Consider the following 23,887-nt stretch of genomic DNA (forward strand, 5'->3'; position numbering starts at 1 on the left):
GGGGTGAAATCCTCCCCCCCGGATGCAGTACAATCGCCGCTTTTATTTGGCAACGAGTCGACCCGCCAATGATCGAACCCAAGCGCGTCCTGCGCGCCCTAGCCGAACACTGGGCCTTGATCGAGCCGCTGTGCGAGCGCTTCGACCAGGGCACCCTGAGCCTGGTCGAGCTGCGCCAGCAACTGGCCCGCCAGCAGGTGGAAAGCACCCCGCAGGACATCACCCAGCTGCTCGACGTGTGGATCCGCCTGGACATCCTGGTCCCGGTGGCCAAGAGCCCGAACCGTTTCGAGCTCAACGCGCAGATCCACGACTTCCTCGCCTATCTGCGCCGTGAGCACCGGCTGGGCCTGTGCCTGGAGATCGAGGCCTACCTGCGCCACCTGGAGCGCCTGGCCGGGCATATCCAGGACGCCTTCGACAACCGCGACAGCGACGACCTGGCGCGCCAGTTGCGCCTGCTCGACATGCGCGTGCGCGATGTACTGAAGAAGCTCGACAACGACGAGCAGGCACTGGTGGCCGTGGCCGAGCGGGCCAAGACCAGCAACCGCCAGATCCCCCTGCGCCAGCGCTACGCCGAAGTACTGGCGACCTGGGACGAGTACGTCGAGCCGATGATCCAGCTGGTCAACGCCGACGGCGCCTTCGAGCAGGGCGTGCGCAAGGTCGAGACCGTACTGCTGCGCCTGCTGGGTGAGCAGGCGCGCTTGGGCCACCTGGTCGACGACGACATGCTGCTGCGCACCCACGCGCGCATCCTCGAGATGCAGACCAGCGCCCAGCTGACCTTGCGCCACGCCCGCGAGCTGCTGCTGCCGCTGCGTGAAGAGGCGCGCCGGCACAACGCCGTGACCCGCGGCGCCGCGCTGGCGCTGTCGGTGATCCGCAAGAAAGGCATCGACGCCGTACCCCAGGCCGCCATGCCGCTGTTCACCCGCCCGCAGAGCACCTTCCTCGGCAGCGCCAGCCAGGTCGAGGCCTACGTCTATGCACTGGCCCGCTTCGAGCCCAAGCCCGCGCGCTTCCCCAAGGCGCACAAGACGCAAAAGGGCCCGCTGCCCCGCGCCCCGCGCACGGTCAAGGAAATGCTCGAGCGCTGCGAAGACGCCCTGCCGCTGCCGGACCTGATGGTCTGGCTGCTGGAGCAGGAGCCTGAAGGCGCCACCGACGAACTGCTGTACTGGTTCTCGCGCCTGTCGCGCGAGAAGCGCTTCAGCCGCGAGCGCCTCGACCGCCAGCAATACCTCACCCGCGAACACCTGGTCAGCCTGCGCTCCTTCGCCCTGACCTCCAGCCGCGACAAGCCGGCGACCACGACCGAATCCACCGCGAGCCCCACCCATGCATCTTGATCTTTCCGAACTGTCCCAGCTCGCGCCGATCTTCCGCGAGCTGTTCAAGGGCTTCCACGTCAGCCGCCGCGACCCGGAGCTGTACGCCCAGCTGTCGAACTTCCAGGACCAGTACCGCACCCTGTTCAAGGCCCTGGGCTTCGAGCTGGTGTGCGATACCCGCGGCTTCTACTACTTCGTCCCCGAGCAGGCCGCCGCGCAGGTCAACAAGACCGCCCAGCGCCTGTCGCTGTTTACCTTCATCCTGGTCGAGCACCTCGCCGACCAGGGGCGCGACCCGATGGCCGTGCTCGACGGTGGCAGCATCGGCCGTGACGAACTGCCGTCGCTGCTGGACAAGTACCGCGACCTGTTCCTGCAGGCCGAAGTGCAGACCGTCGACGAGCTCGAAGAAAAAATCATGCGCCGCATGAGCCAGCTCGGCTTTGCCCATGAGGAAGGCGGCATCTACCGCTTCCTGCCGCCGATGCACCGCTTCCTCGACGTCTGCCTGTCGGTCCAGCAGGACCGCGACTTGGCCGCCACCCTGCACAGCGACCTGCCGCTGCCGGTACCCGTGCTGGTTGTGGAAGAGACGCCCGAAGAACTCAACCGCACCGACGATCCGCTCGACCTCACCCCGTTCGATGGCGAGGAAAGCGAAGAGGATGCCCTGGCTCGGGCGATCCGCGAAGAGCAACAGGAGATTGACGCATGAGCCAGGAACGCTACGGCATCCGCCGCTTCGCACTGCTCAACACCGCCGGCTACAGCCTCGGCCTGTTCCCCCTGGAACACCCGCTGTCGGTCTATGGCGCCAACAACCTGGGTAAATCGGCGTCGATCAACGCCCTGCAGTTCCCGATCCTGGCGCGCATGTCCGACATGAGCTTTGGCAAGTACAGCCTGGAGCAGTCACGCCGCTTCTACTTCGCCACCGACACCAGCTACATCCTCTGCGAGCTGAACCTGCCCCACGGCCCTCACGTGATCGGCGTGGTCGGCCGCGGCCCGGGCGGCGGCTTCGGCCACCAGTTCTTCGCCTACCAAGGCGAGCTGGACCTGGCCCACTACCAGAAAGACGACACCTGCCTGCGCCAGAAAGAGCTGTTCACCAACCTCGAGCGCCATGGCCTGAAGGCCTACGAGCTCAAGCCTGACGAACTACGCCGGCTGCTGGTCGGCGGCCACACCTCGGTGCCGCTGGACCTGACCCTGATCCCGCTGCGCTCGACCAGCGAACAGAGTCTGAAGACATTCCGGGCGCTATTCATCAACCTGCTGCACATGCGCGAAATCACCGCCGCCAAGCTCAAGCAACTGTTCCTCGATGCCTTCGAGCACAGCCTGCGTTCGGGCAGCGTCGACTACATCGCTGCCTGCGAAGAGGCCTTCCGCGATGTGCGCCGCATGGAGGGCGACTACAACGCCCTGGTGGCTGCCGGCCCGTTGGTCGAGGCCCTGGCCGGCGGCGTGGCCCAGCGCGACATCCTGCGCGGCAAGCTGCACCGTATCTCGCCCCTGCTCGACAACCTGCTGGGCACATGGCAGGAATACGCCATGGCACGCAAGGAAGAGCTGACCATCCAAGCCGAGCACTACCGTGGCGAGCAGGACCGCCTGCAGAACGACCAGCGCGGCGGCACTCAGGAGTTGATGCGCCTGGAGCGCGAGATCACCGGCATCCAGCGCTGGCTGGGGGAGCTGTCGGTGCTCAAGCACCGCTTCGCCCTGGTCACCGACGTCAAGGTGCTGGAGCAGCAGCTGCTGGCCGCCAAGGACGCCCACGATGAACTGGCCGGCGCCCTGGCCCAGTCGCGGCAGTTTTCCGCCGAAGACCTCGACGAGCGCGTGCGCGACCTTGAAAAACGCGTCAAGGCGGTCAAGCAGCAGCTCGACCACGCCGACAACAACAGCTACGCCCGCCTGCGCGAAGAGTTCTCGCAGCAGGACGTGGACCGCCTGATGCGCCTGTTCAACGGCGCGCTGTTCAGCCTGCCGATGGGTGACCGCGGCATCGAGCTGGACGACAGCGACGTCTGGGTGAAGACCCTGGAAAGCGTGCTCGACCGCTTCAAGGGAGAGCGCTTCGAAGTGCCCGGCCTGTCCATCGACATCTCGCACATCGACCCGCCCGCGCTGCAGGCCCTGGCCGACCGCGCCGCCCTGCGCGACCAAAAGGAACGCCTGGAGAAGGAGCTCAAGCAGCTCAAGACCCAGCAGGCCGTGGCCCTCGACCGCGCCGCGAGCAAGGCGCAGACCGAGGCGCTGTACCAGCAGGTGCTGGATGCGCAGAAGGCCCTGGAAGACTTCCGCCGCACCGAGACCCTGGCTGCCGAAGAGCCGGAAAAAATGGAGCAACTGGGCCAGCTGGAAGCCGCCCAGGACGAGCTCAAGCGCTCCAGCGACGCCTTCACCGAGCGCGTCCAGCAGCTGTCGGCCAAGCTGCAACTGGTGGGCCGGCAGATCGCCGACCTGGAAGCCAAGCAGCGCACCCTGGAAGACGCCCTGCGCCGTCGCCAACTGCTGCCGGCCGACCTGCCGTTCGGCACGCCGTTCATGGAAGCCATCGACGACTCCATGGACAACCTGCTGCCGCTGCTCAACGACTACCAGGACAGCTGGCAGGCCCTGCAACGCGTGGACAACCAGATCGAGGCGCTGTACGCCCAGGTGCGCCTGAAGGGCGTGGCCAAGTTCGACAGCGAAGACGACATGGAGCGCCGCCTGCAGCTGCTGATAAACGCCTACTCGCACCGCACCGAGGAAGCGCTGACCCTGGCCAAGGCCCGCCGCGCCGCGGTCACCGACATCGCCCGGACCCTGCGCAACATCCGTAGCGACTATGACAGTCTCGAGCACCAGCTGGCGCTGTTCAACCGAGAGATCAACAAGCGCCAGGTATCGAACCTGGAGAGCTTCCGCGTGGTGCTGGCACCGAACAAGGAAGCGCTCAAGCACATCGACCAGATCATCCACAGCGCCGGCCAGTACGAGGAAGGCGAGACCCTGTCGGTATTCGACCTGACCCAGAGCGCCGAGCAGGATCACAAGAACGAAGAGGCCAAGGAGTACCTGGCGCGGCTGGTGGCGGCCAACCACAACCAGCTGGGCCTGAAGGACCTGTTCGAACTGGCCTTCGAGATCACCAAGATCAACAGCCAGCCGGTGATCCACGCCGACATCGATGGCGCCGCGTCCAACGGCACCACCATGACCATCAAGGCGCTGACCAACATGTATTTGTTGCTGCACCTGATGGACCGCGACCTGGCCGGGCACATTCGCCTGCCGTACTACCTCGACGAGGCGGCGGACATCGACGAACGCAACCAGGCGGCGTTGCTGGAAACCAGCCAGCAGCTGGGCTTCGTGCCGATCCTGGCGAGCGTGAAGCCGCAGGTGTCGGCGCGGGTGGCGATCGACCTGGAAGGTGGCAGCGGGCCGAATGGCATCTACATCGACGAGTCGGACTGGAAGTACATCAGCCGTCGCGACGAGGTGAAGGCGATAGTGCGTGAGGATGAGGCCGAGGAACTGGCCTGATTCAAACCGAAAAGCATCGCGGGGCAATTCGCATCGGCGCACCGCCGCTCCCACAAGGCTCTGTGGGAGCGGGATTGCCCCGCGATCATTTCAACCGGCTGTTACTGTTGAGCCCAAGGCACGATCGGAATCGCCGTCACCGCATTCTGCGGGCTGCCTTCGATCACGCGGTCGCTGTACACCAGGTACACCAGCGTGTTGCGCTTCTTGTCGAGAAAACGTACCACCTGCATGGTCTTGAACACCAGCGAGGTGCGTTCCTTGAACACCTCCTCGCCATCCTTGAGCTCACCCTTGAACTGGATCGGCCCGACCTGACGGCAGGCAATCGACGCCTCGGCGCGGTCCTCGGCCAGACCCAACCCACCTTTCAGGCCGCCGGTCTTGGCCCGCGACAGGTAACAAGTCACACCATCGACCTTCGGGTCGTCGAACGCCTCGACGACGATGCGGTCATTCGGCCCGACGAACTTGAACACGGTGGACACCTGGCCGATTTCCTCGGCCCCGGCCAGCATCGGCAGTGCCAGCGCGGCGGCGGCAATCAATCCTTTAAGCACTTGCATCTCCTTCAGACCAACACCAGGTTGTCGCGGTGCACCAGCTCAGGCTCGGCGCTGTAGCCCAGCAGGCCCTCAATGGCATCGGACGGCTGGCCAATGATCTTCTGCGCCTCCAGGGCGCTGTAGTTGGCCAGGCCACGGGCCACTTCCAGGCCGTCGGGACCGACGCAGACCACCATCTCGCCACGGCGGAAACTGCCCTGCACGGTCTTCACGCCGACCGGCAGCAGGCTCTTGTTCGATTCGCGCAGCGCCTTCACGGCACCGTTGTCGATCACCAGGGTGCCACGGGTCTGCAGATGGCCGGCCAGCCACTGCTTGCGCGCGGCGAGCATGCCGCGCTCAGGCGACAGCAGGGTGCCCAGGCGCTCACCGGCCTTCAGGCGGTCGAGCACGCGCTCGATACGGCCACCGATGATGATGGTATGCGCACCAGAACGGGCGGCCAGGCGCGCGGCGCGCAGTTTGGTTTGCATGCCGCCACGGCCCAAGGCGCCGCCGGTGCCGCCGGCCACGGCATCCAGCGCCGGATCATCGGCGCGGGCTTCGTAGATCAGCTGGGCCTCGGGGTTGTTGCGCGGGTCGGCGTCGAACATGCCGTCGCGGTCGGTGAGGATCACCAGCAGGTCGGCTTCCACCAGGTTGGCCACCAACGCCGCCAGGGTGTCGTTGTCACCGAAGCGGATCTCGTCGGTGACCACGGTGTCGTTCTCATTGATCACCGGCACCACGCCCAGGTCTACCAGGGTGCGCAGGGTGCTGCGGGCGTTGAGGTAACGCTTGCGGTCGGAGAGGTCGTCGTGGGTCAGGAGGATCTGCGCGGTGTGCTTGCCGTGTTCGCCGAAGCTCGACTCCCAGGCCTGCACCAGGCGCATCTGGCCAAGCGAGGCGGCGGCCTGCAGCTCGTTCATCGCGCTCGGTCGCGTGGTCCAGCCCAGCTGGCTCATGCCCGCCGCCACGGCCCCGGAGGAGACCAGCACCAGTTCCACGCCCGCTTCACGCAGGGCCACCATCTGCTCGACCCACACCGCCATGGCGCCACGGTCGAGGCCCTTGCCGTCGGCGGTCAGCAGCGCGCTGCCGATCTTCACGACCCAGCGCTTGGCGCCAGTCACCTTGCTTCGCATCTTCTCTTCCAACCTATGTCGAATCTGTAGATACCTTGGATACAAAAACGCCGCTCCAGAGAGCGGCGTTTAGTGTACTGCAACCGATCAGTCGCGCACGTAAATGATTTCCGGGCCGTCTTCATCGTCCTCGAAATCATCCCAGTCGTCATCGTCGCCGATGTCGTGCACGCTCTTGACGCCGGTGCGACGCAGGGTGCGGGCGTCGTCGAGGGCCTGCAGCTGGGCGCGGGCCTCGTCTTCGATGCGCTGGTCGAGCTCGGCCAACTCTGCAGCGTAGGCCGGGTCATTGGCCAGGCGGTCGGCGCGGTCCTCGAGGTAACGCATCAGGTCATGGCTGAGCTTCTCGGTACCCTGCTTGGCGATAGCCGAGATCACGTACACCGGGCCATCCCAGTTCAGGCGCTCGACCACTTCCTTGACGCGCTCGTCACGCTCGTCGTCCATGATCATGTCGGCCTTGTTCAGCACCAGCCAGCGCTCACGGTCGACCAGCGCCGGGCTGAACTGCGCCAGCTCGTTGATGATCACTTCGGCTGCGTCGGCCGGGCTGCTGCCATCCAGCGGCGCCAGGTCGACCAGGTGCAGCAGCACGCGGGTACGGGCCAGGTGCTTGAGGAAGCGGATACCCAGGCCGGCACCTTCGGAGGCGCCTTCGATCAGGCCAGGGATGTCGGCGATGACGAAGCTCTTCCAGCGGTCGACGCTGACCACGCCAAGGTTCGGCACCAGGGTGGTGAACGGGTAGTCGGCGACCTTCGGCTTGGCGGCCGAAACCGAGCGGATGAAAGTACTCTTGCCGGCGTTCGGCAGACCCAGCAGACCGACGTCGGCCAGGACTTTCATTTCCATCTTCAGGTCGCGCTGATCGCCCGGCTTGCCTGGGGTGGTCTGGCGCGGCGCACGGTTGGTGCTCGACTTGAAACGGGTGTTGCCCAGGCCGTGCCAGCCGCCTTGGGCGACCATCAGCTTCTGGCCCGGGGTGACCAGGTCACCGATCACTTCCTGGGTGGAGGCGTCGATCACGGTGGTGCCGACCGGCACGCGCAGGAACAGGTCCTCGCCCTTCTTGCCGGTGCAATCGGTGCTGCCACCGTTCTGGCCGCGCTGGGCCTCGTGGTGGCGGGTATAGCGATAGTCGACGAGGGTGTTGAGGTTCTCGTCGGCCACCATGTACACCGAGCCGCCGTCACCGCCGTCGCCGCCGTTGGGGCCACCGTTCTCGATGAATTTCTCGCGGCGGAAGCTCATGCAACCGTTGCCGCCGTCACCGGCTTTTACCCGGATCGATACTTCGTCTACAAACTTCATTCAAAACCGCCTCTCGTCGGACGACGAGTCGAAAACCAGAAAACCATGAGGCTCTTGCAAAAATGAGCGCGGCGGCCCCGTACGAATCAGAAACCAACGCCGGCAGCCCAGACAAACAGCTTTGCAAGAGGCTCACCACAAACGAAAAAGCCCCGTCGCATGACGGGGCTTCTGGAGCGACGTCGCGATTAAGCGGCGACGATGCTCACGTAACGGCGCATGAACTCGCCTTTCTTCTCGAACTTGATCACGCCTTCGATCTTGGCGAACAGGGTGTGATCCTTGCCCATGCCAACGCCGTAGCCAGCGTGGAATTCGGTGCCGCGCTGACGGACGATGATGTTGCCAGGTTTGATGACCTGACCGCCATACATCTTCACGCCAAGGCGTTTCGATTCTGAGTCGCGACCGTTACGAGTACTACCACCAGCCTTCTTGTGAGCCATGGTTCAATTCTCCAATAAATTCAGGGGATCGGGGCGATTAAGCCTGGATACCGGTGATTTTGATTTCGGTGAACCACTGGCGGTGGCCCATGCGCTTCATGTGGTGCTTACGACGACGGAACTTGATGATGCGAACCTTGTCGTGACGGCCTTGCGAAACGACTTCGGCCACTACTTTAGCACCAGCAACAACTGGAGCGCCGATGGTGACTTCTTCACCGTTGGCGACCAGCAGAACGCGATCGAAGGTCACGGATTCGCCAGTGGCGACTTCCAGTTTTTCGATCTTGAGGAATTCACCTTCAGCGACTTTGTACTGCTTGCCGCCGGTAACGATTACTGCGTAAGACATGGTATTTCTCCGATAATCCTGCTCACCCAGCGCTTTATATGATGAGTATTGGCTGGCATGGCTGCACAGGGCTGGAACGGCCCGGTGCAATTGCGTAAGGCAGGTGCTGCCCAGGAAGTTAGGGTGCGCGATTGTACGCAACCCCATAAATGCTTGCAAGTACCGGCCCGGGGCCACGGCCACCGCGCCTTGACACACCGGTACCTGCGACCTAGCATGCCGCGCAACCTCAATGGAGCAGCCGATGCAACCCCAAACCTTCTACCGCGCGGTAGCTGATGACTTCAGCGCCGTCGACGAGATCATCAAGAAGCAGCTGACCTCGCGCGTGCCGCTGGTATCGAAGATCGGCGACTATATCACGTCCGCCGGCGGCAAACGCCTGCGCCCCCTGCTGGTGCTGCTGTGCGGCAAGGCCCTGGGCCGCGAGGGCGACGACCTGCGCCTGCTGGCGGCGACCATCGAGTTCCTGCACACCGCCACCCTGCTGCACGACGACGTGGTCGACATGTCCGGCATGCGCCGTGGCCGCTCCACCGCCAACGCCCTGTGGGGCAACGCGCCGAGCGTGCTGGTGGGCGACTTCCTCTATTCGCGCTCGTTCGAGATGATGGTCGAGCTGGGCTCGATGCCGGTCATGCAGATCCTCTCCAAGGCCACACGGGTGATCGCCGAAGGTGAAGTGCTGCAGCTGTCGCGCGTGCGTGATGCCAGCACCACCGAGGAAATCTACATGGACGTCATCCGCGGCAAGACCGCGATGCTGTTCGAAGCCTCGACCCACAGCGCCGCCGCCCTGGCCGGCGCCACGGACGCGCAGCGCGAGGCCCTGCGTACCTTCGGCGACCACCTGGGCGTGGCCTTCCAGCTGGTCGACGACCTGCTCGACTACAAGGGCGACTCCGAGACCCTGGGCAAGAACGTCGGCGACGACCTGGCCGAAGGCAAGCCGACCCTGCCGCTGATCTACACCATGCGCGAAGGCACCGCGGAGCAGGCCGCTCTGGTACGCCAGGCGATCCAGAAGGGTGGCCTGGAGGACCTGGAGCAGATCCGCCTCGCCGTCGAGGCATCCGGCGCGCTGGACTACACCGCGCAGATGGCCCGCGACTACGTCGCTCGCGCCATTGCCTGCCTGGAAGTGCTGCCGGCCAGCGAGTACCGGGATGCACTGGTAGAGCTGAGCGAGTTTGCCGTAGCGCGTACGCACTGACACATCGCATCACCCCTATCGCGGGGCAAGCCCGCTCCCACGCCAGCACATCATGGCGTGGGAGCAGGCTTGCCCCGCGATGCTTTTGTGCAGGAAATCACTAAACCCTATACAATGTGCGCCTTTAACCGCCTGTACTTGAAAGGAAACGCCGTGAGCACTCTGCCACCCTGCCCCCAATGCAACTCCGAATACACCTATGAGGATGGCACCCAACTGATCTGCCCCGAATGCGCCCACGAGTGGTCGGCCAACGGCGAAGCCGAAGCCGCCAGCGACGACGTGGTGAAAAAGGATTCGGTCGGCAACGTCCTGCAGGACGGCGACACCGTCACCGTGATCAAGGATCTCAAGGTCAAGGGTTCGTCCCTGGTGGTCAAGGTCGGCACCAAGGTCAAGAACATCCGTCTGTGCGACGGCGACCACGACATCGACTGCAAGATCGACGGCATCGGCGCGATGAAACTCAAGTCTGAGTTCGTGCGCAAGGTCTGATCGCCTGCCCCTCGGGGCTGCCCAACGGGCGGCCCTGACAGATCCTGCAACAGGATCGCCGGGACCATTCGGAAGAAATCTTCCAATAGTCTCTTGCTATTCTAATAATAAGAATTATTCTCATTGGAACCGCTATCCAAGGAGAGTAGCCATGACCTATCTCATCGACGCCTGGCTCGACCGCCCCCACCCTTACCTGCGCATCCTGCATCGCGAGACTGGCGAAGTCTGCGCCGTGCTCGAGGAAGACGCGCTCGATGAACTGCGCGACCAGGGCGACCTGGACCTCATGGGGCTGAATTCGAGTGAGCCGGGAGTGCTCAAGGAGCTGGTGAGGAACCTGTTCCTGTTCTGCTATGCGCGGGCATTGCGCCCGGGCGGAACGGATTGGAACTGAATTTAGCAGGCCTGCCCTCATCGCCGGCAAGCCGGCTCCCACACTGATCGCAACGACCTAAGGTCTTGTGCTGTTCCTGTGAGAGCGGGCTTGCACGCGAATGGGCCGCAAAGCGGCCCCGACGGTATTACAGAACGTCGAGCAGTTCGACGTCGAATACCAGGGTGCTGTGCGGCGGGATGCTGCCGACGCCTTGAGCGCCATAGGCCAGCTCGCTCGGCACGTACAGGCGCCATTTGCTGCCAGCATTCATCAGTTGCAGGGCCTCGGTCCAGCCGGCGATCACGCCGCCAACCGGGAATTCGGCAGGCTGGCCACGATCGTAGGAGCTGTCGAACACGGTGCCGTCGATCAGGGTGCCGTGGTAATGAGTACGCACGTTGTCTTCGCGGGACGGCTTGGCGCCCTCGCCTGCGGTCAGCACTTCGTACTGCAGGCCCGAGGCCAGGGTCACGATGCCTTCACGCTTGGCGTTGTCAGCCAGGAATTCCTTGCCGGCGGCAGCGGCGGCTTCGGCCTTGGCAGCAGCTTCTGCCTGCATCACTTCGCGGATGACCTTGAAGGCCGCCGACAGGTCTTCTTCGCTGACGCGGCTGTCGGCGCCGTTGAAGGCATCGGTCAGGCCGGCGACGATGGCGGTCAGGTTGACGCCCGGTGGCGGGTTGTCGCGCAGCTGGCCACCCAGCTGACGGCCGATGCCGTAGCTGACGCGGGATTCGTCGGTGGACAGATTGAGTTCGGACATTGGCGTGCTCCGCTTGAGGGCGCACTGCATCCGCGCCCTGATGAAAAGGGCGAGCAGCCTAGCACACTGGCGCCGCGCGAAGCAGCTACCAGGCCGATCGCTGGGAGATCGGTAATTTGAGGTCTTCTTCCGGGTGCGTGCCCATGCCGCACATCTCGTCTTGCACGGACCAATGGGTAAGATTCATCGACACTTGGGGAATGGCTTGCAGAAGCTGCCTTGCATCCTCCACCGAATGCACCCTCAGGCGTTCACCACGGGCGTCGGCAAGGGGGTGGGCACGGCCTTTGATCCGGGCCTCCAACAGATAATCGCCGCCTTCGATGGCGATCAGGTTGAGTTCGTCGACATGGCCAGCCCTGGCCTCGGAATTGAGCTGATGCAGGTTCATGGACGCACCTCGCTGCGGGAACCGCGCATGAGTGCTCATTTTTTGTACAGACCTGCTGAAAGTACAAGCCACCATCCGTCAGGAGCTGAAAAGCATCGCGGGGCAAGCCCGCGATGAGCGCAGACGGATCAGTGCTTGGTGATGCGATCCAGGTAACCCATGACGAATGCCGAAATGACGAAGGTCATGTGGATGATCACGTACCACATCAGGTAGTCGGTGGAGATGTTCTGCGCATCCATGAATACCCGCAGCAGGTGGATCGAGGAAATGGCGACGATCGATGCGGCGACCTTCATCTTCAACGACGAGGAATCCATCTTGCCCAGCCAGTTGAGCTTTTCCTTGCTCTCGTCGATGTCCAGCTGCGAGACGAAGTTCTCGTAGCCGGAGATCATCACCATCACCAGCAGGCCACCAACCAGCGACATGTCGATCAGCGACAGGATCACCAGGATCAGGTCGGCTTCGGCGAGGGTGAAGACGTTGGGCAGGACATGGATGATTTCCTGGAAGAACTTCAGGGCCAGTGCCAACAGGCCCAGCGAGAGGCCGAAGTAGATCGGGGCGAGCAGCCAGCGCGAGGCATACATCGCGTTTTCGAGGATACGTTCCATGGACAATAAGGGACTCTGAAGTGACTGGAAAAGCGAGCGCGAGTATATCCAGCCACCTGTTACAGCAAAAGCCTGCGGTCAGTTGCCGCAGGCCCGATAAATCCTCGATACCCTATCGCCGGCAAGCCGGCTCCCACAGGTCAGGTGTGTAACAGCTTGCTGGCGACGAGATCATTGGGTCAGGTTTCGGGATGGAACTGATAATCCCCAAGGTTCCGGCAACGTTCACCATTGATCCGACGCAACTGCGCCTGCAGGTGCAGGCACCAGATCTGCGGATCTTCAGCGACCTGATAGCCATGGAGGGTGAGGCTGTCGACGATGGCATTCATCACCGATTCGGCGACCATCGGCCCGTGGAACGGGCCCTGGGCCTTGATCGCCGAGGGTTGTTCACCGGCCATGCCGGCGGCGAACAGCAAGGTCCACATGCCATTGTCGCCGGCCAGCGGACGGATGCTGCATTCGATGCGGGTCACCAGGCCCAGGCACTGGCGGGTGAGGCTGAGGTTGCGCATGGCGGCGTCCCCTCTGTAAAGCCCTGTTCAGCCTGAAACCTTCAGGCTGTTTCCATCCTGAACCCTGATAACGTCCTTAAGTTCCACTGTAGCCGACCTAAGGAAAAAGTTGGAAAACTGGCGCTGAACGGTAGCACTTCGCCGCTAGCGCCAGTTTATTGACTTACGCAGGCTTGGCCTGGGTGATGACCTCCTCCAGGCGCTCTTTCTCGGCTTCCTTGATTTCTTCCTCGCTGATCATCTCGGCGATCACCCGCAGGCGCTCGACCACCCGGGCGTTGACACTGCCCTCGGCGAATTCGCCCTTGTCATCCATCTCGCCGGCCTCCTCGCCCACCAGCAGGCTCAAGGCTTCGTCGGCCTGGCTGACGGCATAGACATGGAAACGACCAGCCTCGACCGCCTGCACCACCCGCTCGTCGAGCATCAGCGTGGCGACGTTGGCACGCGGGATGATCACCCCTTGTTCACCGGTCAGGCCACGGGCTTCACAAAGTCGGAAGAAGCCTTCGATCTTCTCGTTGACCCCACCGACCGCCTGCACCTCGCCAAACTGGTTGATCGAGCCGGTAATGGCAAAGCACTGCTTCAGCGGCGTACGCGACAACGCCGAGATCAGCGTGCATGCCTCGCCCAGCGAGGCGCTGTCGCCGTCGACATAGCCATAGGACTGCTCCAGCGCGATGCTCGCCGAGATCGCCAGGGGAAACTCCTGGGCATAGCGGCTGCCCAGGTAGCCGGTGAGGATCATCACCCCCTTGGAGTGGATCGGCTGCCCCAGGTTGACCTCGCGCTCGATGTCGACGATGCCACTGCCGCCCGGGTAGACGGTGGCGGAAATCCGCGCCGGCATGCCGAACGCCGAATCGCCGACCTCGAGCACGGTCAAGCCGTTGCACTTGCCGATCGCCGCGCCTTCGGTGTCAATCAGGATGATCCCGGCGAGCATGTCGTCTAGCACCCGCTGCGACACCCGCCCGGTGCGCTGGGCCTTGGCCTTCAGGGCGCGCTCGATGTGACCGGCGTCGGTCATGCTCTCGCTGGCCAGCTGGCGGATGAAGTCGGCCTCGCTGACCAGCTGGAACAAGTCGCCGATGCGCGCCGACAGCCGCGACTGGTTCTCGGCCAGGCGCGCGCTGTAGGTGGCCAGGCGCGCCACTGCATCGCTGGTCAGCGGCGCCATGCCTTCCTCGTTGGTGCGGGTGCGCAGCAACTGGGCGAACTGCTCCAGGTTCTCGTCGACCATGGGCATGTCTTCATCGAAGTCCACGAGCACCCGGAACATCTCCTGGAAGTCCGGGTCATGGTCCTGCAGCGCATAGTACAGTTGGCGCGAGCCAATGATCACCAGCTTGACGCTGAGCGGGATCATCTGTGGCGTCAGGCTCACCGTGGCGACACGGCCCAGTTCGCCCAGCGGCGACTCCATCTTCAGCTTGCGCGACTGCAAGGCACGCTTCAGGGCGTCCCAGACAAAGGGCTCGCCGAGCATCTTCTCGGCTTCGAGAATCAAGAAGCCGCCATTGGCGCGGTGCAACGCACCGGCGCGAAGCTGGCGATAGGAGGTGTACAAAGCGCCCTGGTCGGTGCTGTATTCGATGCGACCGAACAGATTGTCGTAGGTCGGATGCGGCTCGAACACCACCGGCGCCCCGCCTTTGCCCGGGTGGCCGACCACCAGGTTGGGGGCGTATTGCTCCTCGAGCATCTTGCGCGCCACCGCGTCGGTCTTGCTGTCATCGACCAATTGTTCGACGACAGTCCGCAGCAGGTTCAACTGCACCGATTGCAGATAGGCGCACACTGCGGCGTTTTCTGCGTACTTTTCCGATAACGGCGCCAGCAGCGGCTGTAGAGCAAGGGTGATGGTCTCCTCGTTGAGCTGGCGCAACTGGTTGTTCGATTCACGCTTCCATTGCGGCAGGCTGGAGAGCTCCTCGTTCAAACGCTCCTCGAGCTCGGCGATGTCCTCGTGGAAGCGCTCGCGCAATTGCTCAGGCAGTTGAGCGAATTCAGCTTCGTCCAGCGCCTTGCCATCGGCCATGGGGGTAAAGGCGACATTGCTGCTGTCGCGGTATAGCGCCACATCCTTCTCCAGCGAGGCGCGCTCGATCACATCCAGTGCCCGGTCATAGCGCTGGTTGAAGGCGCGGTCGATGGCGCTTTTCTTCTGCTGGTAGGAAGGGTGCTCGAACACCGCCGGGAACGTAGCCAACAGGTTGTCGATCAGGCCGTTCATGTCGCTGATGAACTCATGGGCGCTGCCAGCCGGCAGTTCCAGCGCGCGTGGCTCGCGCGAGTCCTCGAAGTTGTTGACATACAACCAGTCGGCCGGGGTGTGCTGGCGCTTGCCTTCGGCCTTGAGGTAACGCTTGACGAAGGAGAAACGGCCCGTACCGGGCTCGCCCATCACATACACGTTGTAACCGGGACGCGGCATGGCCACGCCGAACTGCAGGGCCTCGACAGCACGTTCCTGGCCCAGCACACCACGAAATGGCTCCAGATCGTCGGTATTGGAAAAAGCAAACTGTTCAGCGGAGAAACGCCGGGTCAGGGCTTCTGGCGCGAGACGCAGGCGCGAGGCGACAGGATCGGGCATTGGGTTTCCTTACTTCGGCGGGGCGGATGAAAGGCATTCTGGCGCTGCCAGCGCGTAGCGGCAAGGCTCCGTGGGACTTTATGTCACAGCCCAAGCCTGGCCATCACGCAAGCAATTTTTCGCAATAAACAACGCAACCTTTGGATCGTGCCTAAACTCCAAGCTGCGCAGGAGGATGGAAATCCTCTCGCACTGGCAACTGCGTTGCCAGAAACCTGACCATTGGTACGTCACTTGAGAAAGAGAACATCGCTATGAAACGGATTCTTCTGGGTACTCTGTTCGCCGCTGTCTCGATCAACGCCATGGCTGAAGCGCCAGGCGGCCCGAACTGCGGCTGGGGCAACCTGCTGTTCGAGGGCCAGCGCGGCACGCCGGCCCACTTCCTGGCCTCCACCACCAACGGCACTTCCGGCAACGCAACATTCGGCATGACCTCGGGCACCAATGGCTGCTCGACCAAGGCCGCACTCACCTATGGCGGCAAATCCTGGTTCGCCATGAACGGCATGATGAACGAGCTCTCCGAAGACATGGCCCAGGGCCAGGGCGAAGCCCTGACCACCTATGCCGTGGTCCTAGGTGTAGCCCCTGAAGACCGCGCGCATTTCGCCGCTGTCACCCACGAGCACTTCCAGCAGATCTTCAGCAGCGCCGACGTGACTGCCGAGACTGTCCATTCCAACACCCTGGCGGTGCTCAAGAGCGACCCGCAGTTGGCCAAGTACGCCACCGAGGCTTGAGTACCACGCCTCCCGCCCCGGCAGCGGGGCGGGTTTGGCGCTTTACCTTTAGGCATCATCAGGATGTAGTTGCCCGACATGCTCAAACGCCTCGCTTCCCTGGCGCTGATCGTCAGCGCACCGCTTCATGCCGCCCCACAGCTTGACCTGGCCCGCGTCCAGCAGTTGGCGGCCACGCCCTACTGGATCGCCCTCGGCCATTACGAGACTGCCAAGCTTGGCGGTTGGCGCAGCTATGTGGACGACCCGCGCTTCTTTCTCGCCGAGGATGGCGCGCATCACCCGGACCAGGAGCTGCAGGCAACGGTCGCCGCGCTCTATGCCCCGGCCAGCCTGGGTGACAAGCATGCCCAGTGCGTGTTCCCGGCACGGACCCGCTGGCTGCGCGAACAGCTGGCCCTCACCGACCTGCCGAGCCCGGCCTGCCAGGAATTCGATACCTGGTACAAGTCGATCGACCCGCACAGCGCGGCGCTGATCTTCCCGGCTGCCTACCTCAACAGCCCGTCGTCGATGTTCGGCCATACGCTGCTGCGCATCGACCAGTCCAATACCCGGCGTGACGACACCACGCTGCTGAGCTACGCGATCAATTTCGGCGCCTACATCGAGGGCAGCGACAACAGCATCCTCTATGCCTGGAAAGGCCTGATGGGCGGCTATCCCGGGTTGTTCGCGATGATGCCCTACCAGGAAAAGCTGTCCGAGTACCGCAGCCTGGAAAACCGTGACCTGTGGGAGTATCAACTGGACCTGACCCCAGAAGAGACCGGGCGCATGGTCGAGCACGTGTGGGAACTCAAGCAGATCAAGTTCGACTATTTCTTCTTCGACGAAAATTGCTCCTATCGCCTGCTGGAGCTGTTGCAGGTGGCACGCCCCAGCCTGGACCTGACCTCGCAGTTCCCGCTGACCGCCATCCCGACCGACACCGTGAAGGCGGTGAAACAGTCCGGGCTGGTGGCGGACGTGCGCTACCGCCCGTCCCGCGAGCGTGAACTGCTGGCCCGTGCCGAGCCGCTGGACCACGTGGAAAAGCAGCAGGTGCTGGCCATCAGCGCCGACACCGCGCAGCTGCAGAGCCCCTCCTTCACCGCCCTGCCCCGCGACCGCCAGGCGCTGGTACAGGACGCCGCCTACCGGTTGGAGCGCTACCGCGCCAACGGCCAGGAACGCGACCCGGCCCAGGCCGGCCGCAGCTATGAACTGCTCAGGGCGATCAACCGCAACCCGCCGCCGCCATTGCAGATCGAGCGGCCCGGCCTGCCGGAGGACGGCCACCAGTCGCGAACCTGGCAACTGGGGGTGGGTACCCGTGAGGACCGCGCCTACGCCGAGTATGGCCTGCGCATGGCTTACCACGACCTCAACGACAACATGGACAGTTTCCCCCTCGGCGCGCAGATCGAGATCCTGCAGCTCAAGCTGCGTCAGTACGAGGGCAACGACTGGCAGGTACAACGCCTGGACCTGGCCACCATCCGCTCGCTGACACCGCGCAACGAACTGCTCAAGCCATGGTCGTGGCAGGTCGCGGGCGGCCTGGAGCGCGTGCCGGGCAAGCATGACGACGAGGTGCTGGTCAGCCATGTCAACGGCGGCGCCGGCGGTACCTGGCAACTGGGTGACGACTTGCTGGGCTTTGCCCTGGGCACGGTGCGGGTCGAGCATCACAACGATTTCGCTGAGTTAATCTCGCCCGCCGCCGGGTTCAACGGCGGGCTGCTGTGGCGCAACCCGCTGGGCAACCTGACGCTTGAGGCAAAGGGTGATTTTTTCACCAACGGCGAAGTACGGCGTAGCGTGAGCCTTAACCAGCAATGGGAGATCAGCCGCGACCTGGGCTTGCGATTGAGTGCTTCACGCCAATTCAGCCACCTGGCCACGGCGCAGAACGAGGTGATGCTGGAGTTGAAGTGGTATCAGTACTGAGCACCTGGGCCGCTTTGCGGTCCCAGTCCCGATGCAATCCTTCGACAGCGTTTTGACATCGCGCCAACAATTCCCGACCTAGACTTTGCGGTATCAATCCGAGGGTCCTGTGGTCATGTCGCGGTACTGGTTAGCCTTGTTTCTCTTGCTGCTGGCGGGTTGCGAAACCACCCATGAACAAATGGTCAACCAGGGCTACCCGCCCGCCTATGCCGACGGCTTCCAGGACGGCTGCAGCAGCGGTCGCCAGGCCGCCGGGCTGATGGCCGGCGACTTCCGCAAGGATGTCCCGCGCTACCTGAATAACCGCCAGTACGAAAGCGGCTGGGACGATGGCTTTCGCCAGTGCCACGCCATGCAGTCCAACGAAGACCTGCGCGAGTATCGCGAACGCTATTGGGACGAGCGTGACCGCGACTGGCAGAAGGAGAAAGACCAAGGTGCGGCCCGTGCATACCGCCGCAACTGACGTCGTAAATGGACAACTGTTGAAACCCGCAGCCTGCCACCATGGTCTCCAGCACAAGGAGGCCAACCATGAGCCGAGCATTCGTCAATGAAGACCAGGCCGCCGCCCAGGCCAGCCAGCCGGTCGAGCGCCTGGTCAGCGACCAGCCCAATTACGTCACCGCCAACGGCCTGGCACAGTTGCAGCAGCGAGTGGCCGCGCTCAATGCATTGCGCGCCGCGCTGCAGGCCGAAGGCGATGCCGACAAGCAGCGGCTGGCCGATACCGAGCGTGACCTGCGCTACTTCACCGCTCGGGTGCAGAGCGCGCAGGTGGTACCTGCTGTAACGTCCACGGAGAAGGTGCAGATCGGCAGCCTGGTGCGGTTCGTCGATGAACATGACCAGGAGCATCAGGTGCAACTGGTGGGCGAGGATCAGGCCGATGCCGCCCAAGGATTGGTCAACTGGGGCTCGCCGCTGGGGCAGGCGCTTCTGGGCGCCGGGCCTGGGGATGAAGTGTTGTGGCGACGGCCGGCGGGGGACCAGATGATCGAGGTACTGGCCATTCTGGGTGAGTGCTGAAATCATCGCGGCCGCTTCGCGCCCCTTTCGGCGCGAAGCGGCCGCAAGTTATCGAATCAGACCACGCCCTGGGCCAGCATCGCGTCAGCCACCTTCACAAAGCCGGCGATATTGGCGCCCTTGACGTAGTTGATGCTGCCATCGGCCTCCTCGCCGTAGTGCACGCAGGCATGGTGGATCGACTGCATGATGTGGTGCAGCTTGCTGTCCACCTCCCCGGCCGTCCACAGCAGGCGCATGGCGTTCTGCGACATCTCCAGGCCCGACACGGCCACGCCACCGGCATTGGATGCCTTGCCAGGCGCGTAGAGGATGCCGGCCTCGATGAAGATATCCACAGCCTCCAGGGTGGTCGGCATGTTGGCCCCTTCGGCAACGCAGATACAGCCATTGCGCAGCAGGGTACGGGCGTCTTCGGCGCCCAGTTCGTTCTGCGTCGCGCACGGCAGCGCGATATCGCATGCCAGGCTCCAGGGCGTCTGGCCTTTGCGGAACTCCAGGCCGAACTGCTCGGCCAGCTCGCTGATGCGACCGCGCTTGACGTTCTTCAGCTCCATCACCGCGTCCCACTGGGCATCGGTAAGGCCGGCTTCGGCATACAAGGTGCCTTCGGAGTCGGACAGCGAGATCACCTTGCCGCCCAGGTCCATGACCTTGCGCGCCGCGTACTGGGCAACGTTGCCGGAACCGGAGATCGCCACGCGGCGACCGTCGATGCGCTGGTCGCGGCGCTTGAGCATCTCTTCGGCGAAGTACACGCAGCCGTAGCCGGTGGCCTCCGGGCGGATCAGGCTGCCGCCATAGGTCATGCCCTTGCCGGTCAGCACCGAAGTGAACTGGTTGGCCAGGCGCTTGTACTGGCCGAACAGGAAGCCGATCTCGCGGGCACCGACGCCGATGTCACCCGCAGGCACGTCGAGGTCGGCGCCAATGTGGCGGTACAGCTCGCTCATGAACGCCTGGCAGAAGCGCATCACTTCGGCGTCGCTCTTGCCCTTCGGGTCGAAGTCCGAGCCGCCTTTGCCGCCGCCCATTGGCAGCGAGGTCAGCGAGTTCTTGAACACCTGCTCGAAGGCCAGGAACTTGAGTACGCCCAGGTTGACCGACGGGTGGAAGCGCAGGCCGCCCTTGTACGGGCCGATGGCGCTGCTCATCTGGATGCGGTAGCCGCGGTTGACCTGGACCTTGCCCTGGTCGTCGACCCACGACACACGGAACAGCACGGCACGCTCGGGTTCGACCATGCGTTCGAGAATGCCTGCCTGCAGGTAGTGAGGGTTGGCTTCGAGGAAAGGCCACAGGCTGCGCAGCACCTCCTCCACGGCCTGGTGGAATTCGGGCTGGGCCGGATCGCGTTGTTGCAGTCGGGCCAGGAAATCGTCGACAGATTCGATCATGGTAGACATCTCACCAAGAGAGGGATTGTTTTTGGTTTTTTCGGGAATGTACCAAGAACCAATCGCACTGGAACAGGGCGAAATGTCGTTTTTATGAAATTAATTGGTGCGTTTTCTATAACTGTATACAAGTTTCTCGCTGTACTCGTGAGAGTGCACTTTCTCCCTGCTCTCCCTTAACGCAGCAATCGCGGGGCAAGCCCGCTCCCACGCAGCCCTTCTCATCCCTGAAAGCCAGGCACAAAAATGGGGCCCCTGAGGGCCCCATCGTTGTGCAGCAAAAACCGGCTTACTGGGCCAGTTTCTTGTGACGCACGCGGTGCGGCTGGGCAGCGGCGTCGCCCAGGCGCTTCTTGCGATCGGCTTCGTACTCGGTGTAGTTGCCTTCGAAGAACACCACGCTGGAATCGTCTTCGTACGCCAGGATGTGAGTGGCCACACGGTCCAGGAACCAACGGTCGTGGGAAATCACGATGGCGGCGCCCGGGAAGTCCAGCAAAGCTTCCTCGAGCGAACGCAGGGTTTCGACGTCGAGGTCGTTGGACGGTTCGTCGAGCAGCAGGACGTTGCCGCCCTCCTTCAGGGTCAGGGCCAGGTGCAGGCGGCCACGCTCACCACCGGAGAGGTCCTTGACGAACTTCTGCTGGTCGCCGCCCTTGAAGTTGAAGCGGCCGACGTAGGTGCGCGACGGGATCTCGTAGCTGCCGATGCGGATCTGGTCGGAGCCGTCGGAGATCTGCTGGAACACGGTCTTGCTGCCGTCCAGGTCTTCGCGGCTCTGGTCGACGCAGGCCAGCTGCACGGTTTCACCGATCTCGATGCTGCCCGAGTCCGGCTGCTCCTTGCCCATCAGCATGCGGAACAGGGTCGATTTACCGGCACCGTTACCACCGATCACGCCGACGATGGCGCCCTTGGGCATGGCGAACGACAGGTTGTCGATCAGCACGCGATCGCCATAGCCCTTGGTGACGTTCTTGAACTCGATGACCTTGTCGCCCAGGCGCGGACCGGCCGGGATGTAGATCTCGTTGGTCTCGCTGCGCTTCTGGAATTCCTGCGACTGCATCTCTTCGAAGCGCTGCAGACGGGCCTTGGACTTGGACTGGCGGGCCTTGGCGCCTTTGCGCACCCACTCCAGTTCCTCTTTCATGGCCTTCTCGTGGGCGCTCTGCTGCTTGGATTCCTGCGCCAGACGGTCCGACTTGGCTTCCAGCCAGCCCGAATAGTTGCCTTCGTACGGGATGCCGGCGCCGCGGTCCAGTTCGAGGATCCAGCCGGCGACGTTGTCGAGGAAGTAACGGTCGTGGGTGATTGCCACCACGGTACCGGGGAAGTCGTGCAGGAAGCGCTCCAGCCAGGCTACCGAGTCGGCGTCCAGGTGGTTGGTCGGTTCGTCGAGCAGCAGCATGTCCGGGGCCGACAGCAGCAGGCGGCACAGGGCCACGCGGCGCTTCTCGCCACCGGACAGGTGCTCGATCTTCGCCTCCCAGGCCGGCAGGCGCAGGGCATCGGCGGCGACGTCCAGCTGGCGCTCGAGGTTGTGACCGTCGGCGGCCTGCAGGATGGCCTCGAGCTTGGCCTGTTCGGCGGCCAGCTTGTCGAAGTCGGCATCCGGGTCGGCGTAAGCGGCGTAGACCTCGTCCAGGCGGGCCTGGGCGTCCTTGATCACGCTGACCGCTTCCTCGACCACTTCACGCACGGTCTTGCTCGGGTCCAACTGCGGCTCCTGGGGCAGGTAGCCGACGTTGATGTCGGGCATCGGACGGGCTTCGCCGTCGAATTCCTTGTCGACGCCCGCCATGATCCGCAGCAGGGTCGATTTACCAGCGCCGTTCAGGCCCAGCACGCCGATCTTGGCTCCCGGGAAGAACGACAGGGAAATATTCTTGAGAATTTCCCGCTTCGGCGGCACGACCTTGCTCAGCCGATGCATGGTGTAGACGTATTGAGCCAAAACCAAGCCCTCTATCAGATAGGTAAATACACGCGCCCCGGCATTGGCCAGGGGATGTGATTACGGGGTCATTGAATAAAGTGGGCCATTCTACGCCAAGTCGCGGCGTTGCACAGATGGGGTAGATGGCGGGGCCGCCCGGCGGCCTTCGCGGGGCAAGCCCGCGCCCACGCCGGCACGGGTGGGGCGGGCTTGGCGCAGGCTCAGACGTGCGACTGCCTGGCCTTGCCACGCGGCAGGCGGCAACGGTCCGATTGCTCGGCCAGGCGCGCGGCCCAGGCGGACTTGACGCTGAAGCCGCCACTGCGGGCAGGTTTGCCAGCCGGCTTGCTCACGGTCTTGGCAGGCGCGGCAGTGGGCTTGGCGGTGGGTTGTGCGGCAACCTGGGCGACCGGCTCGGCGGCAGCCTTGGCCGACTTGCGCAGCTCGGCCAGCGACGGCGTCTTGTTGGCACTGGCGGCAGCCGCGTCCGGCTTGGCCAGCGAGCGCTGGCAGGTCTTGCAGGATACGTCCTCGGCCAAGGCAGTGCTGACCAGCGTCTGACTGCTACGCCCGCAGGCGGAATCGAGGCCATTGGTGGAATAGTGGGTAACCAAAACCGTACATCTCCGATGCGTTGACTATGAAGCGGGCGGCATTCTCGCACAGGTTGCAGGGACTTGCCGAACCGGCATGACCAACTGCGGGTCGGCATCGGACATGCGGACTGGCACTTTGCCATATTTGAAGGCATGCTAGTCGGCTTCCCGCGTGCGCCTTATAGTGCGCCCAGCAGCCACGGCACGGGCCGTGCATGCCGCGAGAACGCAACCCCTGCCATCGTCAGCCCAATCGCAGGACCCAACGCTTGACCAATCTCACGCAACCGTCATCCCTGCGTCCTGCCGATTCCACGGCCGGCGCGCACCTGCGTGGCTCGCTCAAGGGGGCGCTGGCCCTGCTCGCCCTGATTCTGCTGGGTTTGCTGCTGTGGCAACTGTTCGCCCAGTTCCGCCATACCCAGGCCGACCTGCGCCAGCAGAGCCTGGCCACCAGTGCCGAACTGGCCGACCATCTGAGCCTGAACATGGCGCTGAAGGCCCAGCAATCACTGAACCTGGTCCAGCCCTACGTCAAACCTCCGGCGCCTGTCGCCCTGCCCAGCCTGCTCGCCACCTTGCAGGCCCGCC

At 63.7% G+C, this 23,887-nt stretch carries 23 protein-coding genes; 10 read left to right on the forward strand and 13 right to left on the reverse strand.

Annotation, left to right across the window (positions count from 1 at the left end; genetic code table 11):
- Positions 1–68 precede the first annotated feature (68 nt).
- Genes mksB through mksF form a run of 3 tightly spaced genes read left to right on the forward strand, consistent with a single transcriptional unit; the run spans position 69 to position 4,880 of the window.
- Entirely contained in the window at positions 69–1,355 is a 1,287-nt protein-coding gene (gene mksB, locus BMY03_RS04220; RefSeq protein WP_094010318.1) for an Mks condensin complex protein MksB, read from the forward strand.
- Positions 1,345–2,052, forward strand: coding sequence for an Mks condensin complex protein MksE (gene mksE, locus BMY03_RS04225; protein ID WP_046857180.1), 708 nt, complete (start codon positions 1,345–1,347; stop codon positions 2,050–2,052). The genes mksB and mksE overlap by 11 nt, the downstream gene beginning before the upstream one ends.
- Positions 2,049–4,880 carry an Mks condensin complex protein MksF gene (mksF, locus tag BMY03_RS04230; RefSeq protein WP_094010319.1) on the forward strand — a complete coding sequence of 944 codons (2,832 nt, stop codon included), beginning with the start codon at positions 2,049–2,051 and terminating at the stop codon, positions 4,878–4,880. The genes mksE and mksF overlap by 4 nt, the downstream gene beginning before the upstream one ends.
- A gap of 101 nt (positions 4,881–4,981) precedes the next feature.
- Here mksF and BMY03_RS04235 read toward each other — a convergent pair whose 3' ends face one another.
- The 5 genes from BMY03_RS04235 to rplU form a co-directional block, all read right to left on the reverse strand.
- A complete protein-coding gene (locus BMY03_RS04235; RefSeq protein ID WP_094010320.1) occupies positions 4,982–5,446 on the reverse strand; it encodes a CreA family protein in 465 nt (154 codons plus the stop codon).
- Between the two features lie 5 nt (positions 5,447–5,451).
- Entirely contained in the window at positions 5,452–6,570 is a 1,119-nt protein-coding gene (gene proB / locus BMY03_RS04240; protein WP_094010321.1) for a glutamate 5-kinase, read from the reverse strand.
- A gap of 87 nt (positions 6,571–6,657) precedes the next feature.
- Positions 6,658–7,881 (reverse strand): Obg family GTPase CgtA, encoded by a 1,224-nt coding sequence (gene cgtA / locus BMY03_RS04245; protein WP_023631407.1) that lies wholly within the window; start codon positions 7,879–7,881, stop codon positions 6,658–6,660.
- 188 nt (positions 7,882–8,069) lie between these two features.
- Complete coding sequence (gene rpmA / locus BMY03_RS04250) at positions 8,070–8,327, reverse strand: 50S ribosomal protein L27 (protein ID WP_003247464.1); 258 nt, start codon at positions 8,325–8,327, stop codon at positions 8,070–8,072.
- Positions 8,328–8,364: 37 nt separating this feature from the next.
- Positions 8,365–8,679 carry a 50S ribosomal protein L21 gene (gene rplU / locus BMY03_RS04255; RefSeq protein ID WP_003247466.1) on the reverse strand — a complete coding sequence of 105 codons (315 nt, stop codon included), beginning with the start codon at positions 8,677–8,679 and terminating at the stop codon, positions 8,365–8,367.
- Positions 8,680–8,923: 244 nt separating this feature from the next.
- On the opposite strand from rplU, the gene BMY03_RS04260 reads away from it, so the two are divergent.
- The 3 genes from BMY03_RS04260 (at position 8,924) to BMY03_RS04270 (ending at position 10,784) form a co-directional block, all read left to right on the forward strand.
- Entirely contained in the window at positions 8,924–9,892 is a 969-nt protein-coding gene (locus tag BMY03_RS04260) for a polyprenyl synthetase family protein (RefSeq protein ID WP_094010322.1), read from the forward strand.
- Between the two features lie 153 nt (positions 9,893–10,045).
- On the forward strand, positions 10,046–10,387 hold the full coding sequence (locus BMY03_RS04265; protein WP_046857186.1) for a zinc ribbon domain-containing protein YjdM: 342 nt from the start codon (positions 10,046–10,048) through the stop codon (positions 10,385–10,387).
- Positions 10,388–10,538: 151 nt separating this feature from the next.
- On the forward strand, positions 10,539–10,784 hold the full coding sequence (locus BMY03_RS04270; RefSeq protein ID WP_038707330.1) for a PA4570 family protein: 246 nt from the start codon (positions 10,539–10,541) through the stop codon (positions 10,782–10,784).
- A 127-nt stretch (positions 10,785–10,911) separates the two neighbouring features.
- On the opposite strand, the gene bamJ is transcribed toward BMY03_RS04270, so the two are convergent.
- From bamJ to BMY03_RS04295, 5 genes are all read right to left on the reverse strand, one after another.
- Positions 10,912–11,529, reverse strand: a complete 618-nt coding sequence (gene bamJ / locus BMY03_RS04275; RefSeq protein ID WP_023631144.1) for a BamJ family beta-barrel-assembly machinery protein — start codon at positions 11,527–11,529, stop codon at positions 10,912–10,914.
- An 85-nt stretch (positions 11,530–11,614) separates the two neighbouring features.
- Positions 11,615–11,920 carry a DUF6482 family protein gene (locus BMY03_RS04280; protein ID WP_023631145.1) on the reverse strand — a complete coding sequence of 102 codons (306 nt, stop codon included), beginning with the start codon at positions 11,918–11,920 and terminating at the stop codon, positions 11,615–11,617.
- Between the two features lie 128 nt (positions 11,921–12,048).
- Positions 12,049–12,537 (reverse strand): TIGR00645 family protein, encoded by a 489-nt coding sequence (locus BMY03_RS04285; RefSeq protein ID WP_023631146.1) that lies wholly within the window; start codon positions 12,535–12,537, stop codon positions 12,049–12,051.
- 179 nt (positions 12,538–12,716) lie between these two features.
- The gene (locus tag BMY03_RS04290; RefSeq protein ID WP_023631147.1) at positions 12,717–13,055 is read right to left on the reverse strand and encodes a PA4575 family protein; all 339 of its coding nucleotides are present in this window, start codon (positions 13,053–13,055) and stop codon (positions 12,717–12,719) included.
- Between the two features lie 163 nt (positions 13,056–13,218).
- Positions 13,219–15,657, reverse strand: coding sequence for a Lon protease family protein (locus BMY03_RS04295; protein WP_094010323.1), 2,439 nt, complete (start codon positions 15,655–15,657; stop codon positions 13,219–13,221).
- A gap of 254 nt (positions 15,658–15,911) precedes the next feature.
- Between BMY03_RS04295 and BMY03_RS04300 the strand changes: the two genes are divergently transcribed.
- From BMY03_RS04300 to BMY03_RS04315, 4 genes are all read left to right on the forward strand, one after another.
- Positions 15,912–16,400, forward strand: a complete 489-nt coding sequence (locus BMY03_RS04300; protein ID WP_023630569.1) for a DUF3015 domain-containing protein — start codon at positions 15,912–15,914, stop codon at positions 16,398–16,400.
- A 78-nt stretch (positions 16,401–16,478) separates the two neighbouring features.
- Positions 16,479–18,332, forward strand: coding sequence for an Lnb N-terminal periplasmic domain-containing protein (locus tag BMY03_RS04305; RefSeq protein WP_094010324.1), 1,854 nt, complete (start codon positions 16,479–16,481; stop codon positions 18,330–18,332).
- Positions 18,333–18,447: 115 nt separating this feature from the next.
- Positions 18,448–18,801, forward strand: a complete 354-nt coding sequence (locus tag BMY03_RS04310; protein ID WP_023631415.1) for a hypothetical protein — start codon at positions 18,448–18,450, stop codon at positions 18,799–18,801.
- 68 nt (positions 18,802–18,869) lie between these two features.
- Positions 18,870–19,364 carry a GreA/GreB family elongation factor gene (locus tag BMY03_RS04315; RefSeq protein ID WP_094010325.1) on the forward strand — a complete coding sequence of 165 codons (495 nt, stop codon included), beginning with the start codon at positions 18,870–18,872 and terminating at the stop codon, positions 19,362–19,364.
- Between the two features lie 56 nt (positions 19,365–19,420).
- Here BMY03_RS04315 and gdhA read toward each other — a convergent pair whose 3' ends face one another.
- From gdhA to BMY03_RS04330, 3 genes are all read right to left on the reverse strand, one after another.
- Complete coding sequence (gene gdhA / locus BMY03_RS04320) at positions 19,421–20,761, reverse strand: NADP-specific glutamate dehydrogenase (protein WP_046857193.1); 1,341 nt, start codon at positions 20,759–20,761, stop codon at positions 19,421–19,423.
- Positions 20,762–21,050: 289 nt separating this feature from the next.
- Positions 21,051–22,718, reverse strand: coding sequence for an energy-dependent translational throttle protein EttA (ettA, locus tag BMY03_RS04325; RefSeq protein ID WP_038707327.1), 1,668 nt, complete (start codon positions 22,716–22,718; stop codon positions 21,051–21,053).
- A gap of 203 nt (positions 22,719–22,921) precedes the next feature.
- Positions 22,922–23,314, reverse strand: coding sequence for a hypothetical protein (locus BMY03_RS04330; protein WP_094010326.1), 393 nt, complete (start codon positions 23,312–23,314; stop codon positions 22,922–22,924).
- Between the last annotated feature and the right edge of the window lie 573 nt (positions 23,315–23,887).

Source organism: Pseudomonas soli (genome assembly GCF_900110655.1).
GTDB classification, from domain to species: domain Bacteria; phylum Pseudomonadota; class Gammaproteobacteria; order Pseudomonadales; family Pseudomonadaceae; genus Aquipseudomonas; species Aquipseudomonas soli.

Coding starts and splice junctions, on each gene's coding strand:
- mksB (WP_094010318.1), top strand. CDS start 69: ATGATCGAACCCAAGCGCGTCCTGCGCGCCCTAGCCGAACACTGGGCC.
- mksE (WP_046857180.1), top strand. CDS start 1,345: ATGCATCTTGATCTTTCCGAACTGTCCCAGCTCGCGCCGATCTTCCGC.
- mksF (WP_094010319.1), top strand. CDS start 2,049: ATGAGCCAGGAACGCTACGGCATCCGCCGCTTCGCACTGCTCAACACC.
- BMY03_RS04235 (WP_094010320.1), bottom strand. CDS start 5,446: ATGCAAGTGCTTAAAGGATTGATTGCCGCCGCCGCGCTGGCACTGCCG.
- proB (WP_094010321.1), bottom strand. CDS start 6,570: ATGCGAAGCAAGGTGACTGGCGCCAAGCGCTGGGTCGTGAAGATCGGC.
- cgtA (WP_023631407.1), bottom strand. CDS start 7,881: ATGAAGTTTGTAGACGAAGTATCGATCCGGGTAAAAGCCGGTGACGGC.
- rpmA (WP_003247464.1), bottom strand. CDS start 8,327: ATGGCTCACAAGAAGGCTGGTGGTAGTACTCGTAACGGTCGCGACTCA.
- rplU (WP_003247466.1), bottom strand. CDS start 8,679: ATGTCTTACGCAGTAATCGTTACCGGCGGCAAGCAGTACAAAGTCGCT.
- BMY03_RS04260 (WP_094010322.1), top strand. CDS start 8,924: ATGCAACCCCAAACCTTCTACCGCGCGGTAGCTGATGACTTCAGCGCC.
- BMY03_RS04270 (WP_038707330.1), top strand. CDS start 10,539: ATGACCTATCTCATCGACGCCTGGCTCGACCGCCCCCACCCTTACCTG.
- bamJ (WP_023631144.1), bottom strand. CDS start 11,529: ATGTCCGAACTCAATCTGTCCACCGACGAATCCCGCGTCAGCTACGGC.
- BMY03_RS04280 (WP_023631145.1), bottom strand. CDS start 11,920: ATGAACCTGCATCAGCTCAATTCCGAGGCCAGGGCTGGCCATGTCGAC.
- BMY03_RS04285 (WP_023631146.1), bottom strand. CDS start 12,537: ATGGAACGTATCCTCGAAAACGCGATGTATGCCTCGCGCTGGCTGCTC.
- BMY03_RS04290 (WP_023631147.1), bottom strand. CDS start 13,055: ATGCGCAACCTCAGCCTCACCCGCCAGTGCCTGGGCCTGGTGACCCGC.
- BMY03_RS04295 (WP_094010323.1), bottom strand. CDS start 15,657: ATGCCCGATCCTGTCGCCTCGCGCCTGCGTCTCGCGCCAGAAGCCCTG.
- BMY03_RS04300 (WP_023630569.1), top strand. CDS start 15,912: ATGAAACGGATTCTTCTGGGTACTCTGTTCGCCGCTGTCTCGATCAAC.
- BMY03_RS04305 (WP_094010324.1), top strand. CDS start 16,479: ATGCTCAAACGCCTCGCTTCCCTGGCGCTGATCGTCAGCGCACCGCTT.
- BMY03_RS04310 (WP_023631415.1), top strand. CDS start 18,448: ATGTCGCGGTACTGGTTAGCCTTGTTTCTCTTGCTGCTGGCGGGTTGC.
- BMY03_RS04315 (WP_094010325.1), top strand. CDS start 18,870: ATGAGCCGAGCATTCGTCAATGAAGACCAGGCCGCCGCCCAGGCCAGC.
- gdhA (WP_046857193.1), bottom strand. CDS start 20,761: ATGATCGAATCTGTCGACGATTTCCTGGCCCGACTGCAACAACGCGAT.